12 protein-coding genes and 7 tRNA genes are annotated in these 15,650 nt (G+C 58.3%); 12 read left to right on the top strand and 7 right to left on the bottom strand.

The features are described from left to right. The first annotated feature begins 16 nt into the window (after positions 1–16). The 8 genes from AACX78_RS02725 to AACX78_RS02760 all read left to right on the top strand — a co-directional run bounded on the left by AACX78_RS02725 (position 17) and on the right by AACX78_RS02760 (position 2,419). Complete coding sequence (locus tag AACX78_RS02725) at positions 17–1,264, top strand: aspartate kinase (RefSeq protein WP_058395347.1); 1,248 nt, start codon at positions 17–19, stop codon at positions 1,262–1,264. A gap of 93 nt (positions 1,265–1,357) precedes the next feature. Continuing rightward, positions 1,358–1,546 carry a carbon storage regulator CsrA gene (csrA, locus tag AACX78_RS02730; protein WP_005315760.1) on the top strand — a complete coding sequence of 63 codons (189 nt, stop codon included), beginning with the start codon at positions 1,358–1,360 and terminating at the stop codon, positions 1,544–1,546. Between the two features lie 213 nt (positions 1,547–1,759). Next, positions 1,760–1,852: transfer RNA gene (locus AACX78_RS02735), tRNA-Ser, on the top strand. 3 nt (positions 1,853–1,855) lie between these two features. Then, a tRNA-Arg gene (locus tag AACX78_RS02740) sits at positions 1,856–1,932 on the top strand. A gap of 100 nt (positions 1,933–2,032) precedes the next feature. Next, positions 2,033–2,109 (top strand) — tRNA-Arg (locus AACX78_RS02745). A gap of 27 nt (positions 2,110–2,136) precedes the next feature. Continuing rightward, a tRNA-Arg gene (locus tag AACX78_RS02750) sits at positions 2,137–2,213 on the top strand. A 26-nt stretch (positions 2,214–2,239) separates the two neighbouring features. Continuing rightward, positions 2,240–2,316, top strand: a tRNA-Arg gene (locus tag AACX78_RS02755). Positions 2,317–2,342: 26 nt separating this feature from the next. Continuing rightward, positions 2,343–2,419, top strand: a tRNA-Arg gene (locus AACX78_RS02760). Positions 2,420–2,746: 327 nt separating this feature from the next. Here the strand turns inward: AACX78_RS02760 and pbpG are convergent. The 6 genes from pbpG to pepA all read right to left on the bottom strand — a co-directional run bounded on the left by pbpG (position 2,747) and on the right by pepA (position 10,942). Then, entirely contained in the window at positions 2,747–3,574 is an 828-nt protein-coding gene (gene pbpG / locus AACX78_RS02765; protein WP_059114191.1) for a D-alanyl-D-alanine endopeptidase, read from the bottom strand. A gap of 138 nt (positions 3,575–3,712) precedes the next feature. Beyond that, positions 3,713–4,378: a DedA family protein gene (locus AACX78_RS02770; protein ID WP_021140999.1), complete on the bottom strand. Its 666-nt coding sequence runs from the start codon at positions 4,376–4,378 to the stop codon at positions 3,713–3,715. An 18-nt stretch (positions 4,379–4,396) separates the two neighbouring features. After that, a complete protein-coding gene (locus AACX78_RS02775) occupies positions 4,397–5,689 on the bottom strand; it encodes a hemolysin family protein (RefSeq protein ID WP_159165313.1) in 1,293 nt (430 codons plus the stop codon). A gap of 184 nt (positions 5,690–5,873) precedes the next feature. Next, positions 5,874–8,738: a valine--tRNA ligase gene (locus AACX78_RS02780; protein WP_159165314.1), complete on the bottom strand. Its 2,865-nt coding sequence runs from the start codon at positions 8,736–8,738 to the stop codon at positions 5,874–5,876. A gap of 65 nt (positions 8,739–8,803) precedes the next feature. Further along, positions 8,804–9,259, bottom strand: coding sequence for a DNA polymerase III subunit chi (locus AACX78_RS02785; protein ID WP_021140996.1), 456 nt, complete (start codon positions 9,257–9,259; stop codon positions 8,804–8,806). A 174-nt stretch (positions 9,260–9,433) separates the two neighbouring features. Next, on the bottom strand, positions 9,434–10,942 hold the full coding sequence (gene pepA, locus AACX78_RS02790; RefSeq protein WP_005315741.1) for a leucyl aminopeptidase: 1,509 nt from the start codon (positions 10,940–10,942) through the stop codon (positions 9,434–9,436). 172 nt (positions 10,943–11,114) lie between these two features. Between pepA and lptF the strand changes: the two genes are divergently transcribed. Both lptF and lptG read left to right on the top strand, forming a co-directional pair. After that, positions 11,115–12,227, top strand: a complete 1,113-nt coding sequence (gene lptF, locus AACX78_RS02795) for an LPS export ABC transporter permease LptF (RefSeq protein WP_201302763.1) — start codon at positions 11,115–11,117, stop codon at positions 12,225–12,227. A 25-nt stretch (positions 12,228–12,252) separates the two neighbouring features. After that, entirely contained in the window at positions 12,253–13,323 is a 1,071-nt protein-coding gene (gene lptG, locus AACX78_RS02800; protein ID WP_059112534.1) for an LPS export ABC transporter permease LptG, read from the top strand. Between the two features lie 72 nt (positions 13,324–13,395). On the opposite strand, the gene AACX78_RS02805 is transcribed toward lptG, so the two are convergent. Beyond that, on the bottom strand, positions 13,396–13,917 hold the full coding sequence (locus tag AACX78_RS02805; protein WP_021140994.1) for an RDD family protein: 522 nt from the start codon (positions 13,915–13,917) through the stop codon (positions 13,396–13,398). 143 nt (positions 13,918–14,060) lie between these two features. Here AACX78_RS02805 and AACX78_RS02810 point away from each other — a divergent pair. Together AACX78_RS02810 and AACX78_RS02815 are read left to right on the top strand one after the other, a co-directional pair. Then, positions 14,061–14,146, top strand: a tRNA-Leu gene (locus AACX78_RS02810). Positions 14,147–14,406: 260 nt separating this feature from the next. Further along, complete coding sequence (locus AACX78_RS02815) at positions 14,407–15,615, top strand: tyrosine-type recombinase/integrase (protein WP_005902375.1); 1,209 nt, start codon at positions 14,407–14,409, stop codon at positions 15,613–15,615. Positions 15,616–15,650 lie beyond the last annotated feature (35 nt).

Below are 15,650 nucleotides of genomic sequence, written 5' to 3' on the forward strand. Positions count from 1 at the left end.
AAGGGCGAGGTGATCTGTGGCACTCTATGTACAGAAGTACGGCGGCACCTCGGTCGGCACGCTGGAGCGGATCGAGGCGGTGGCTGAGCGGGTTCAACTGACCCGCGCCCAGGGGCACGACGTGGTGGTAGTGGTCTCTGCCATGTCGGGGGAAACCAACCGGTTGCTGGGTATGGCCCAGCGGCTGGATCCTGATGCCAACCGGCGCGAGATGGATGTGCTCGTCTCCACCGGTGAGCAGGTCACCATAGCGCTGCTGGCGATCGCGTTGAACAAACGCGGTTGCGCTGCGGTCTCTATGACCGGCGATCAGGTACGCATTCATACCGACTCCGCCTATGGCAAGGCACGTATCACCCACATCGACACCGAACAGGTTCAGGCTGAACTGGGGGCGGGCAAGGTGGTGGTGATCGCCGGTTTCCAAGGCCGTGATGAGCACAATGCCATCACGACCCTGGGGCGCGGTGGGTCTGATACCACGGCAGTAGCGGTAGCCGCGGCCATCAAGGCCGATGAATGCCAGATCTTTACCGATGTGGATGGGGTCTATACCACGGATCCGCGCATCGAGCCCAAGGCCCGTCGTCTTTCCACCATCACCTTCGAGGAGATGCTGGAGATGGCGAGCCTGGGGGCCAAGGTGCTGCAGATCCGTTCGGTGGAGTTCGCGGGCAAGTACCGCGTACCACTACGGGTGCTGTCGAGCTTTGTCGATGGAGAGGGAACCTTAATCACATATGGAGGTGAGAGGATGGAAGCTCCCCTGGTATCCGGGATAGCCTTCAATCGCAACGAGGCCAGTCTGACCATTCTGGGTGTGCCGGACAGGCCCACAGTTGCGGCGCAGATCCTGAATCCGATCAGCGACGCCAACATAGATGTCGACATGATAGTGCAGAACACGCTGGGAGATGGCACAGCCGACTTCACCTTTACGGTGAATCGCGATGACTATCGCCGGGCGCGCGCCTTGCTGGAGGAGACCGCCAGTGAACTGGGGGCCGCCTGCGTGCAGGGCAACGGCGAGATAGCCAAGGTGTCCATTGTCGGTGTCGGCATGTGGAACCACCCCGGTGTCGCCCGCACCATGTTCAAGGTATTGGGCGAGGAGGGGATCAACATGCAGTTGATTTCCACCTCTGAAATCAAAATATCCGTGGTGATTGACGAGAAGTACCTGGAGCTGGCCGTGCGCGCCTTGCACGCCGCTTTCGGGCTGGATAATGAGCCTCATGAGCAGCCCTTGGGGAACAATCCCTGATTGATTTAGTTTCAACCATTTACCATATCGGTATCTTTGTAAGATAATGTCGCATATCGATATAAATACAAAACAGGATACAGGAGCAAGCGAATGCTTATTTTGACTCGTCGTGTAGGGGAAACCCTGATGATTGGTGACGAAGTGACTGTCACCGTACTGGGCGTTAAAGGCAATCAGGTTCGTATCGGTGTTAACGCACCGAAAGAGGTCTCCGTACACCGTGAAGAGATCTACATGCGGATACAGGCCGAGAAAGTGCCGGGCCAACCGAATTTCTAAGCCGCATCGATAGCTGCTTTAAGGCGACACTGGTTGTGTCGCCTTTTGTTTTTTTGCGCGTCTGAAATGGCCCTGCAAGGCACTAAACTGCGGGGTAAGTGCCGATATTGTTTGAATATTCCACGCTTTGTCCAAATGCTGAGCGAACACGCTTTTTTCTCCAAAAAAGTGTTTGACTAAAAATCCCTGTGAAGTATTATCAGCCCCGCAAACGGAGAGGTGGCCGAGAGGCTGAAGGCGCTCCCCTGCTAAGGGAGTATGCGGCTTATACCCGCATCGGGGGTTCGAATCCCCCCTTCTCCGCCATTTGCGCCCGTAGCTCAGCTGGATAGAGTACCTGGCTACGAACCAGGTGGTCGGAGGTTCGAATCCTCCCGGGCGCACCATATTACGACTCAAGCAAGAGTCATGTGTTGACCATCAGCAAGTCGACACTTTGGAAAAGGCTTACTGATAAGTAAGCTTTTTTTATCGTTTTAAATCAGGGCGCCCGTAGCTCAGCTGGATAGAGTACCTGGCTACGAACCAGGTGGTCGGAGGTTCGAATCCTCCCGGGCGCACCATTTTGAGCAGTACACAAAAGTTTGTGAGCGCCCGTAGCTCAGCTGGATAGAGTACCTGGCTACGAACCAGGTGGTCGGAGGTTCGAATCCTCCCGGGCGCACCATTTTGAGCAGTACCAAAAGTTTGTGAGCGCCCGTAGCTCAGCTGGATAGAGTACCTGGCTACGAACCAGGTGGTCGGAGGTTCGAATCCTCCCGGGCGCACCATTTTGAGCAGTACCAAAAGTTGATGAGCGCCCGTAGCTCAGCTGGATAGAGTACCTGGCTACGAACCAGGTGGTCGGAGGTTCGAATCCTCCCGGGCGCACCATACAGACAGCCTCGACTTAGGTCGGGGCTGTTTTTTTATGTGCCGGGTCTGGCCAGACAGCCCTTGATGCCTGGCAACATGACCAATCGTCCCCTTTCTCTCCCCTCATCTATGGGTTTCCACCCGGCCTCACCCCTGCGTACCCCTCGTCTTGCTGATGCCCCTGAATACCTTGCACCCTAGCGCCATTCTGCGCTCCTCTGCCAAATAGCGGGATGAGCCAAGCCGATGGGCAAGCGTGGCAGGCTCGACGTGACGAGACCCGTAGAGCTGCGGCCAATAAAAAAGGATGCCGCAGCATCCTTTTTCTCACACCTGTTCAGAGACTCAGCTTTTCAGCCATTTGCGAATGCGGTTGGCATCGCCGATGGGGGTGCGCTTGCCCACAGAGTTGAGCAGTACTATGGCCAGCTCACGGCTGTCGGGTTTGGCGCGCATCACCAGACAGCGGCCTGCCTCATCGGTGAAGCCCGTTTTGGAGAGGCGCACACCCCAGTCAGGGTTCTTCACCAGCGGGTTGGTGTTGTTGAACATCAGGCGATAGGCGGGGGTACTGAAGCGCATATCCCGGTTTGCATCCTGAGTGAACTGGCGGATCAGTGGCTGGCGATAGGCGGCGGAGACGAGTTTGGCCAGATCCTGGGCGGTGGAGACGTTGCGCGTCGACAGGCCGGTGGAGTCGTGGAAGCGGCTGTTGCGCATGCCAAGCTGTCTGGCTTTGTTGTTCATGGCGCGGATGAAGGCTTGGCGGCCGCCGGGATAGTGGCGTGCCAGGGCCGAAGCCATGCGGTTTTCGGAGGACATCAAGGTCAAATGCAGGGCATCACGACGCGTCACCTTGGTGCCGAAACGGATGCGTGAATAGGTGTGCTTGACGTTGTCCCTGTCATTCTGATCTATGGTCAGGGTCTGGTTGAGGTTCTGTCGCCCCTCCAGTACCACCAGCGCCGTCATCAGCTTGGTCAGCGAGGCGATCGGCCGAACCCGGGTGGCGTTCTTCTGATACAGAGTCTTGCCCGTGTTGACGTCCACTACAAGGGCACTGCTCGATCGCAGTTGCAGTTTGGCCGGGTTGGGGGCAGCCAATGCTGCTGGCAAACCCAGCAGTCCAACCAATGCATATACCAGCGCCATTGCGCTAACCCGACACCGCATACTACCGACTCCGTTTACATCGAAAAAAAGGCGCTAGATTCACGCATTTTTACTCTGGTTTTACAAGGGTGCCCGTGGGAATTCGCCACTATTTTGGTAAAAAAAAGAGCCATCTTGCGATGGCTCTGTTCGTTTGACTCAATCCCGTGGGAGAACGGCTTTGCGTTTGCTCAGCCAGCGCCAGAGCAGGGCGACAATGCCCCCCAGCAAGAGCACCAGCGGCAGGTAGAGAATGATGCTGAGAAACTGTGACTCATACTGGGCTGCAAGCTTGGTGTGGCTCAGATAGTAACCCAGCCCGACCAGCGGGCAGATCCACATGATGGAGCTGATCAGATTGACGATGAGAAAGCGTCCCTGGGGGATCTCGGTCGCCCCGACGATATAGGGATAGGCAGTGCGTACGAAAGCAATATAGCGGGCAGTGATCAGGGTCAGGATGCCGTACTTGTCCAGCAAATAGAAGACCTTCTCCTTGTGCCTCTCTTCCACATGGGACAAGAGACGATGGTACATCTGGGTGTGGCCGAGGAAGCGACCCTGCATATAGCCCAGCCAGGTACCGACGAAGGTAGCCAGGATAAGTAGCGGCACTATGCTCAGGGAGAGCACATCCTGATAGATGAGTACCCCCGTGAGGATAAGCAGGCTATCACCGGGCAAGAAGGCGGTAGGGATGAAGCCATTCTCCAGCACCAGAAACGTCAATAACACGCCGCAGACCATAAAGGCCATTTTGGGATCGGACAAGGTCACCAGATCCTGATGCATAAAGGCGTGAGCCAGTTGGTAAAACTGCTCCATTCTTGCAAACTCCGCAGGTTAGCTGGGTTGATCGAGCAAAGGCATAGCGATCACCTTGTCGATGCGCAGACCATCCATGTCAACAATTTCCAGTTGCCACTGTCCCAGTGTGACCAGATCTCCGATCCTGGGAACACGGCCAAGGAGCAGCATAATAAGCCCTCCGAGGGTGTGGTAGTGATGTTTTTCTTCTTCCGGCAGTTGAGCCAGTCCCAGGCAGTCTTTCAACTCCGGCAGGGGAATGAGGCCGTCCAGCAGCCAGCTGCCGTCGGCTCGCTGGAATGCCCAGTTATCTTCACTGTCTTCCTGCTGAAAATCGCCTGCCAGCGTCTCCAGCAGATCCTGCTGAGTGACCAGCCCCTGCAACTCGCCATATTCGTCCACTACCAGCACCATGTGCTCGGCGTGGGTGCGAAAATGATTGAGCAGCTCGAGTCCGTTGAGGGTCTCCGGCAACAGGCTGCCATCCTGGGTCAGGGCCGCCAGATCGATTGGCTCCCCCTTGATGTAGGCGTGCAGCACCTTGCTGACGTTGATGATGCCCACCAGGTCGGAAAGGCTGCCATCACAGACGGGGAAGCAGCTGTGGCGATATTCCACCAGGCGCTGCAGATTCACCTCCAGTGGCAGCGCGAGATCCAGATAACGGATGTCGCTGCGCGGCACCATCAGGGAGGCCAGACTGCGTTCGTCGAGACGAAACACGTTGCGCAGCATAGTGTGTTCATGATCTTCGATGACCCCGGCTTCCGAACCCTCCGCCAGCATGGCGTGGATCTCCTCCTGGGTCACGTTGGCACCACCATCCTGCTTGGCCCTGAGAATACGCAGGCTGGCGTTGGTGGAGGCCGACAGCAGCCAGACGAAGGGGCGGGTGACGGCAGCCAGCCACATCATGGGGCGCGCGACCAGACAGGCGAGGCGTTCGGCGTTGAGCTGACCGAGGCGTTTGGGCACCAGTTCACCGACAACGATGGAGAGGTAGGTGACGATGACGATCACCAGCACGGTCGCAAGCATGCTGCTGCTCTTGGCGGCCATGCCCCACTCCTGCAGCCAGAGCGCCAGCGGTTGGGCCAGCAGTGATTCGCCGTAGATGCCGTTGAGCAGACCTATGCTGGTAATGCCTATCTGGACGGCGGAGAGGAAGTTGGTCGGATCTTCGCTCAGTCTGAGGGCTATGGCAGCAGAACGACTCCCTTCGCTCGCCATCTTGCCGAGGCGGGCCTTGCGTGCGGTAACAATGGCGATTTCCGACATGGCAAAGACGCCATTGAGCAAAATCAATCCAAACAGGATCAATATTTCCATACTGCCACTGCACTCCCGATAGAAAAGATCGCTGGCAGTGTAATGAATTTGGGGGAAATTCGCTTGTGAAAGCAGGTGATTTGGCTCGCTAAATTTGTATGAAAATGTGAGCAAACCCGCAGGGATGGGGCAGATAAACAAAAGCCCCCTGTGAAAAGGGGGCTTTGTCAGGACTGCAGCCGACTTACAGGGCGGCGATCTCTACCTGCTGTGCCTCGAGCGTCACCAGCTGGGCACGGTACTCTTCCAGCTTCTCGCGCTCCTTGGCAATGACGGCTTCCGGTGCCTTGGCCACGAAGGCTTCGTTGCCGAGCTTGCCTTCGATACGGGCGCATTCACCGACCAGCTTGGCCACTTCTTTGGCCAGACGGGTCAGTTCGGCATCCTTGTCGATGAGGCCAGCCATGGGGATCATCAGCTCGGTGGCACCGATCAGCTTCTTCACCGACAGGGGCGCCACTTCGCCGTCCGCCAGTACGCGGATGGACTCCAGACGGGCCAGGGACTTGAGGAAAGCCTCGTTGTCACCGGCGCGCTGGGTGTCCTTGGCATCGCACTTGAGCAGCACGTTCAAGGCCACGCTCGGCGCCACGTTCATCTCGGCGCGGATGTTGCGAATGCCGACGATAAACTCCTTCACCCACTCCTGATCCGCCATCGCAGCGTCGTCTACCTTGGCGGCATCGAACTCGGGGAAGGCTTGCAGCATGATGGTGTCGGCGTGCACGCCGGTCAGCGGCGCCACCGATTTCCAGATGGTTTCGGTGATGAACGGGATGATCGGGTGCGCCAGACGCAGCAGGGTTTCCAGCACAGTCACCAAGGTGTGACGGGTGGCGCGCTGCTCGGCCTCGGAGCCTTTGCCCAGTACCGGCTTGGTCAGCTCCAGATACCAGTCGCAGAACTGGTTCCAGATAAATTCGTACAGCACGCCAGCCGCGATGTCGAAGCGGTAGGTATCGAGCGCGGTGCGGAAGTCGCGGATGGCGACCTGCAGCTGGGACTGGATCCAGCGATCCGCCAGGCTGAACTGCATTTCGCCGCCATTGCCTTGTGAAGAGAAGCCGCAATCCTGATCTTCGGTGTTCATCAACACGTAGCGGGAGGCGTTCCACAGCTTGTTGCAGAAGTTGTTGTAACCGTCCAGGCGCTTCATGTCCCAGTTGATGTCACGACCGGTAGAGGCCAGCGCCGCCAGGGTGAAGCGCAGGGCATCGGTGCCGTGAGCCTCGATCCCTTCCGGGAACTGCTTGGCGGTACGCTTGCCGATCTTCTCGGCCATCTGCGGCTGCATCATGTTGCCGGTGCGTTTCTCCATCAGGTCTTCCAGCGAGATGCCGTCGATCATGTCGAGGGGATCCAGCACGTTGCCCTTGGACTTGGACATCTTCTGGCCTTCTTCGTCACGGATCAGACCCGTGATGTAGACGGTCTTGAACGGGACTTGCGGCTGGCCGTTTTCGTCCTTGATGAAGTGCATGGTCATCATGATCATCCGGGCGATCCAGAAGAAGATGATGTCGAAGCCGCTCATCAGTACGTCGGTCGGGTGGAAGGTCTTGAGCGCTTCGGTGTTGTTCGGCCAGCCCAGGGTGGAGAAGGTCCACAGAGCGGAGCTGAACCAGGTGTCGAGCACGTCTTCGTCCTGACGCAGCACTGTCACGGACGGTATGCTGTGCTTGGCACGCACTTCTGCCTCGTCACGGCCCACGTAGACGTTGCCGGCGTCGTCATACCAGGCAGGGATGCGGTGACCCCACCACAGCTGGCGGGAGACGCACCAGTCCTGAATGTCGCGCATCCAGGAGAAGTACATGTTCTCGTACTGCTTGGGTACGAACTGGATGCGGCCATCTTCCACCGCTTCGATGGCGGTCTTGGCCATCGGCGCCACGCGCACGTACCACTGGTCGGTCAGCATCGGCTCGATGGGCACGCCACCGCGATCGCCGTAAGGCTGCTGCAGCACGTGATCCTTGATTTCAGCCAACAGGCCCAGCTCATCCAGCTTGGCCACAATGGCCTTGCGGGCGGCGAAGCGCTCCATTCCGGCGAACTCGCTCGGCAGGGTGGCGTCGTAAGCGGTGCTGGGGTTGCCGTTGGTGTCGACCACTTCGGCCTCGGCGCGCACGTGGGCGTCCAGGGTGAAGATGTTGATCATCGGCAGGTTGTGGCGCTTGCCCACTTCGTTATCGTTGAAGTCGTGAGCCGGGGTGATCTTCACGCAGCCGGTGCCCTTCTCCATGTCGGCGTGCTCGTCGGCAACGATGGGGATCAGACGGTTCACCAGTGGCAGCAGTATGTGCTGGCCGATCAGCGCTTTGTAACGGGGATCTTCCGGGTTCACGGCCACGGCGGTATCGCCCAGCATGGTTTCCGGACGGGTGGTGGCGACGATCAGGTGATCCTGACCCTCGGCGGTCTTGGCGCCGTTGGCCAGCGGATAGCGAAGGTGCCACATGTGGCCCTTGATCTCGCGGTTTTCCACTTCCAGGTCGGAGATGGCGGTGTTGAGTTTCGGATCCCAGTTCACCAGACGCTTGCCGCGGTACATGAGGCCATCTTCGTAGAGACGGACGAACACTTCCTGCACGGCGCTCGAGAGACCCTCATCCATGGTGAAGCGCTCGCGCTCCCAGTCCACGGAGTCGCCCAGACGGCGCATCTGGCGGGTGATGGTGCCACCGGACTCTTCCTTCCACTGCCAGATCTTGTCGATGAAGGCATCACGGCCGTAATCGTGACGGGTCTTGCCCTCTTCGGCGGCGATCTTGCGTTCCACCACCATCTGGGTGGCGATACCGGCGTGGTCGGTGCCCGCCTGCCACAGGGTGTTCTTGCCCTGCATGCGGTTGTAGCGGATCAGGGTATCCATCAGGGTTTGCTGGAAGGCGTGACCCATGTGCAGGCTGCCGGTGACGTTCGGCGGCGGGATCATGATGCAGAAGGAGTCTTTGCTGGTGTCGCCGTGGGGCTTGAAGTAACCCTGGGCTTCCCAGTGCTGATAGAGCGCCTGTTCGATGGCGTTGTGATTAAAAGTCTTTTCCATGGTCTCGCCGTAATCTGGATGGATGAAGTCTGGTGTTGATTCGTCGTGGATCGAGGGTGGTGCAGTCAGGGCTGCGCCGGATCCGGTGCGGCAAGGACGGGCTGATCCCTCATCTCGAGGGCATGGCCTGCCTGGCGATAGTGCTTGTAGCGCTCGCGGGCTTGCTGCTTTTGCGTTTCGTCAGTGGGGACAAAATCTACCACTTGAGCGAAGTGTCCTGCAAACAAAGGTGTCTCTCTGGCCAGATTGATGAGGCGGGCGTAGCGCCGTTTCGGCGGCTGATGGCCTATCTCCACCGGCGCCTGACCGCTCTCGCCTTGCAACTGGTGCGGCACGAAACGCTCCGGTGGCAGTTGCCACAGCAGCTCGTCCAGGCGCAGTGCCTGGGCCTCATCGTCGCAAAACAGGTAGAGGTGGCCTGCGCCCCACGACTCGGCCGCCAGTTGGCAGGCGAGCCATTCGACGGCGCTGGCCTGTGCGTCATCCTGTTCGTTCATCAGGTAAAAAGTCACTTGGCTCATCAGGTTGATCCCGTTTTGCGGTGACGGACTATTGACCGCCGAAGAGGCTGACAGGGAGTTTTCCCGCCTGCTGCTCACTGATTCAAGAATGAAACAAGGAAGAGGCGGGCCTCTTCCTTGTGGTACTGGGCAACTCCCGGGCTTCCGATGCATTCATCGAAAGGGGCAGGGGAGTTACTCTTTTTCTTCGATATCCACGCCTGCCCGGTTGAGCAGGAACTGGGTCAGCAGGGGAACCGGACGACCGGTGGAGCCTTTGTCCTTGCCACTCTTCCAGGCAGTCCCGGCGATATCCAGGTGGGCCCAGTTGTACTTCTTGGTGAAGCGTGACAGGAAGGCGGCAGCGGTAATGGTGCCGGCCGGACGCCCGCCTATGTTGGCCATGTCGGCAAACGGGCTCTCCAGCTGTTCCTGATACTCGTCGAACAGCGGCAGGCGCCAGGCGCGATCGCCAGCCTGCTCGGAGGCATTGAGCAGTTCGTGAGCCAGCGGGTTGTGGTTGGCCAGCAGACCCGTGGTGTGGTGGCCCAGCGCTATGATGCAGGCACCGGTCAGGGTGGCCACGTCGATGACGGTCTCGGGATCGTAACGGTCCACATAGGTCAGCGCATCGCACAGCACCAGACGGCCTTCCGCATCCGTGTTCAGCACTTCAATGGTCTGGCCGGACATGGAGGTGAGGATGTCACCCGGGCGATAGGCGTTGCCACCCGGCATGTTCTCGCAACCCGCCAGTACGCCGATGACATTGATGGGCAGCTGCAACTGTGCCAGGGCATGCATGGTACCGAGCACGGAGGCGGCGCCGCCCATGTCGTACTTCATCTCGTCCATGCCTTCGGCCGGCTTGATGGAGATGCCGCCCGAATCGAAGGTCAGACCCTTGCCGACCAGCACTATGGGCTTGGCATCGGCGTTGCCCTTGTATTCGATGATGGCCATCATGGCTTCATTTTCGGAGCCACGGGCTACCGCCAGATAGGAGTTCATGCCGAGCTCGGCCATCTCCTGCTCGCCGATCACCTTGGTGGTGATATTGTCGAAAGAGTCTGCCAGACGGCGGGCCTGGGAGGCCAGATAGGCCGGATTGCAGACGTTGGGCGGCATGTTGGCCACGTCGCGGCAGACTCGGACTCCTTTCGCCACGGCCAGACCGTGGGCGATGGCTTTTTCACCAATGGTCAGTTCCCGACGCGTCGGCACATTGAATACCAGCTTGCGCAGCGGGCGGCGCGGCTCGGCCTTGTTGGTCTTGAACTGATCAAAGTTGTAGAGGCCCGCCTTGGTGGTTTCTACCGCCTGACGCACCTTCCAATAGGTATCCCGCCCCTTGACGTGCAACTCGGTCAGGAAGCAGACAGCCTCCATGGAGCCGGTTTCGTTCAGGGTGGTGATGGTCTTGTTGATGATCTGCTTGTACTGGCGTTCGTCGAGTTCCCGCTCCTTGCCACAACCGACCAGCAGCACGCGCTCACTGAGCACGCCTGGTACTTGATGCAGCAACAGCATCTGGCCTGGTTTCCCTTCCAGGTCGCCACGGCGCAGCAGCGAGCTGATGTAGCCATCGCTGATCTTGTCCAGTTGTTCGGCAACCGGAGAGAGACGACGGGGCTCGAATACGCCGACCACGACGCAAGCACTGCGTTGCTTCTCAGGACTGCCACTCTTTACACTGAACTCCATGGAATCTCCTACATCCTAAAGACAAAAGGCACCTTTTATTGAATAATGCGGTGCTTGTTGGGGTATCAGAGGCGGAGCGAACAGCCATAGGCTCCGCAGTTCAAACTGGTAAAAATCCAATATACGGCCCTATTTTTCAGGCATTCGACTAAAAACACAAGTTTACTTGGGAATGACTGTGATCGTTTTCCGATATTTGTTCAGGGAAACCCTGAAAACGCAGCTGGCAGTGTTATTCGTATTGCTGCTTATCTTTGTCAGCCAACAATTTATCAAGATCATCGGCGATGCCGCCGATGGCGAGGTACCGACACGCCTGGTTTCCACCCTGTTGCTGCTCAACCTGCCCAATATGGCGTTGTTGATGCTGCCTATCAGCCTGTTTTTAGCCATCTTGTTTGCTCACGGGCGCCTGTATGCCGAAAGTGAGATGACGGTGCTGCATGCGGTGGGATTCAGCCACCGCTTCGTGATGCGCTGCGCCATGGTACTGGCCCTGTTGACGGCCGCCGTTGCGGCCTTCAACACCGGCTGGATAGCTCCCCAGGCCAAGGAGCGGGAGTATCAGGTGATCGATGAATTCAAGGCCGATCCGGGTATCTCCTTCCTGCAGGCGGGTCGCTTCATGGAGCTCGACAAGGGACGCCTCGTTGCCTACATCCAGGAGTTGAATGACAAGGGGTCTCTGCTGCAGAAAATCTTCGTGCTGCAACGTTCCCATGATGGCAAGCCGCCCTCTGTGGTGGTCGCGACGGAAGGGGTGGTGACCCTCGACAGCAATGGCCTGCAATGGTTGACCCTGAAAGATGGTTCTCGGTATGAGGGGCACTTCAGCACCAGGCAGTTCCAGATCTCCGAATTTGACGAGTACAGTCTGGTGATCCGTCAGCAGGAGATGGAGCGTTCCAACCGCAAGGCGGCCGCCAGGCCGACGGTCGAGCTGCTGGGGACTCAGGACAACAGCATGATGGCCGAGCTGCAGTGGCGTATCTCGTTGCCGCTCTCCATTCTGGTGCTCACCTTCCTGGTGGTGCCACTGGCGCGGGTCAACCCCCGTCAGGGCCGTTATGCCAAGCTGCTGCCGGCCATCTTGCTCTATCTCTCCTACTTCCTGTTGCTCAGCGCGGCGCGCTCGGCCATCGACAGCGGACGTCTGCCCCATTGGCCGGGTATGTTCCTGGTGCCCCTGGTCTATCTGCTGTTGATCGGTCTGCCGCTCAACTTGCAGGGCACCAGTTGGTGGAACGGAGTGAAAGGGCGTTATTTCAACAGAAAATCAGCATGATGCTGCAACTTAGGAATCTCGCCTGATGTTTGGCATTCTCGATAGATATATCGGCAGGGTCATTTTCATGTCGATCCTGCTGTGTGAACTGACCCTGGTCGGATTGGCTGCACTCATCAAGTATGTGGAGCAGCTCAGGTCGGTCGGGGAAGGCAACTACGACATGATCAATGCCCTCTATTACGTCCTGCTCTCCATGCCCAAGGAGGCGGTTCAGTTCTTCCCGCTGGCTGCCCTGCTGGGCGGACTCATAGGGCTGGGCCAACTGGCGACCAGCTCTGAGCTGGTGGTGATGCAGGCGGCGGGCCGCTCCAAGATCAGTATCGTGATGGCGGCGCTCAAAACCGCTATTCCCTTGATGATACTGGTGGGATTGATGGGTGAATACGTGGCGCCCATCGCCAAGCGGATGGCCGACGACGTCAAGGCTGGCGCGCTGTCAGAGGGAAGATTGACTGTTTCTGCTTATGGGGTCTGGGCACGTGATGGCAACAACTTCGTCAATATCAATGGGGTGCGCAACGATGGTGCACTGACCGGCATCACCCTCTATCGCTTCACGCCAGAGCGTAAACTGATCGATATCCTCCAGGCTCGCGAAGGCGTGTTTGAGCAGCATCACTGGCTGCTCAAGCAGGTTCAGATCACCCGTTTTGACGATCCCGCGCAGATCCTGAGCGAGACGCAGGCCCAGATGGAGTGGAGCTCCGAGCTCACGCCCAAGCAGCTCGGGGTGGTGAGTATCGACCCAGAAAACCTGCCGGTTGCCGGTCTGCTCGACTACATCGGCTATCTCGATGCCAACAAGCAGGACGCCGGGCGTTACAAGCTGGAGATGTGGCGCAAGCTGTTGTCGCCGCTCTCCGTGGTGGCCATGATACTGCTCGCTTCCTCCTTCATCTTCGGCCCGCTGCGCTCGGTGAGCATGGGGGCTCGCATGCTGATGGGGATCATGACAGGTTTCGCCGTCTATGTGAGCGATCGTGTGTTCGGGCCCATCAGTCTGGTGTACGCAGTGCCGCCGATCCTGGCCGCCATTGCTCCCAGTCTGTTGTTTGGCGGTATCTCCTTCTATATCTTGAGCCGCAAACAGTAGCGGCCTGCATAGACCAAACAAGAAGGGCACCCACTGGGTGCCCTTCTTGTTATTCATATCCTGCTCGCCAGCTCACTTGTTCAGCTGCTCCAGGTTCTCCTGCTTGCTCAACACCACCACTTCGCACTCGGACCAGATGTCCTGAAAGGCGCGGGGTGCCTTGCGGTTGAACAGACACATCAGGTTGCCAAGGCCGAATGCCGCCGTCGCCAGCCGGATCAGGGCCTGGGTGATGCGGATGTTGCTGCCATCCGCATTCTGGATGCGCAGTCGCCAGGCGCGCATGCCTATGGTCTGACCGGCACGGGTCCAGAACCAGGTGTAGAAACCGCAGATGATGAAGGCGAGCCAGGCGCTGTAGATCGGACTGGTCAGCAACCAGGACGCGTCTTTGCCTTCCGGAAGGGTAGCTGCGCCGGTTGCCAGCAGCAGATGCGCTACCCCCATACCGATAAAGCCTGCGATGATCAGCAAAGAGATGACCACCAGATAGTCATAGAGCAGAGCGCCGAGGCGGCGTAGCAGACCCGCCGACGGGTAGTGCGGGGTAGCGGTAGAGACAGGTTTTGGTGAAACGGGTGTACGCTTGGCCATCGTTTTTATTCCATTAATATGATGCGGGCATTCTATGTAACTGACCTTGCATCGGCAAGGCGTTGAATAAATGAGCAAACGAGAGCGTGCACAAGAAAAACACCTTGCATGGCATCGCGCCATTCGTATAATCCCTCGCAGTTGCCCGGGTGGCGAAATCGGTAGACGCAGCGGATTCAAAATCCGCCGATGAATAATCGTGTCGGTTCGAGTCCGACCCCGGGCACCATATTACAGTTTCATGCCGTACCACGGCAGACCAGAAACCCGCATAGCGTAAGGCTTGCGGGTTTTTTGTTGTCTCTTGTCGTATCATAAAGCCTCATGACATCCCCCCATTTCTGGGGGTATCTCTGGGGGTACAGTCCCTAGAAGGGGTAAAAAGTACCCCCACAGCTCGCTATCCCTTGCCATTCCTGGCCTGTGGAGTTGCGACTTATACCCCCAGCGTCTGTCACGTACCCCCAAGTTAAAACGGGAGATACCCCCATGCCGCTATCCGATACCGCTGCCCGACAAGCCAAGTTCAATGGCAAACAGCAGAAGCTGTCTGATGAAAAGGGCCTGTTCTTGCTGGTCACTTCGTCCGGAAAATACTGGCGCCTCAAGTTCCGCTTCGGTGGCAAAGAGAAGGTGCTGGCTCTGGGGGTCTACCCAGAGGTTTCTCTGAAAGAGGCAAGAGTTAAGCGTGAGGATGCCCGCAGGCAATTGGCGGAAGGTATCGACCCCAGCCTTGCTCGTAAGCAGAGCAAGGTTGCCAGCCGGCTTGCCAGCGAGCACAACTTTGAGGCCATAGCCAGAGAGTGGCACCAGAGTCAGTTAGCTATCTGGAGTCCAGGTCATGCCAAGAGGGTGATCGAGTCCTTGGAAGTGGATGCCTTTCCAGACTTAGGGCTGGTGCCAGTTTCTGAGCTGACAGCTCCCATCATGTTGGATGCTCTGCGCAAGGTAGAGGCAAGGGGAGCCACCGAGACCGCTGGACGGGTACTGCAGCGGATCAGTTCAATCATGCGTTATGCCATCCAGACTGGGCGGGCAAGCTACAACCCGGCCCAGGATTTGAAAGGGGCTCTCAGGGCCACCAAGCAGGAACATCGGCCGGCACTGCCGCGGGCTGAACTGCCGGAATTTTACCGACGCTTGGCTGCTGAGCCGTTGAACCCCGCAACCCGTCTAGCTTTCCATCTGCTGATGCTGACTATGACTCGCCCTGGTGAGGTCCGTTTTGCTCGCTGGGATGAGTTCGACATCGAGCGAGCCGAATGGCGGATCCCGGCTGAGCGGATGAAGATGCGGGCTCCCCATATCGTACCGCTATCCCGACAGGCTCTTGCTGTGCTTGAGGAGCTGCGCCAGGTATCAGGGCATTGTGAGCTGCTGTTCCCGAGTGAGCGTAAGCTGACCGACCCCATGAGTGAGAACACGCTGAGTTATGCCATGGGACGGATGGGCTACAAGGGGATTGCCACCCCACACGGCTTTCGGGCTTTGGCATCCACCACCCTCAACGAGGAAGGCTTTGATCCGGATGTCATTGAGCGTCAGCTTGCCCATGCTGAGCGTAACAAGGTGCGGGCGGCCTACCATCGAGCGGAGTACCTGGACGACCGGCGCAAGCTCTTGCAGTGGCTGGCTGATTTCTATGAATCGCAACAGGGTGGCAATGTTCGCCCGGTGAACTTCCACAGAGCAGGGTAAGCGGTAGGAGGGGGCGGGACGTTAAGCGACCGCTT

The sequence above is a fragment of the Aeromonas sp. 9A genome, from assembly GCF_963900955.1.
GTDB lineage: Bacteria > Pseudomonadota > Gammaproteobacteria > Enterobacterales > Aeromonadaceae > Aeromonas > Aeromonas salmonicida.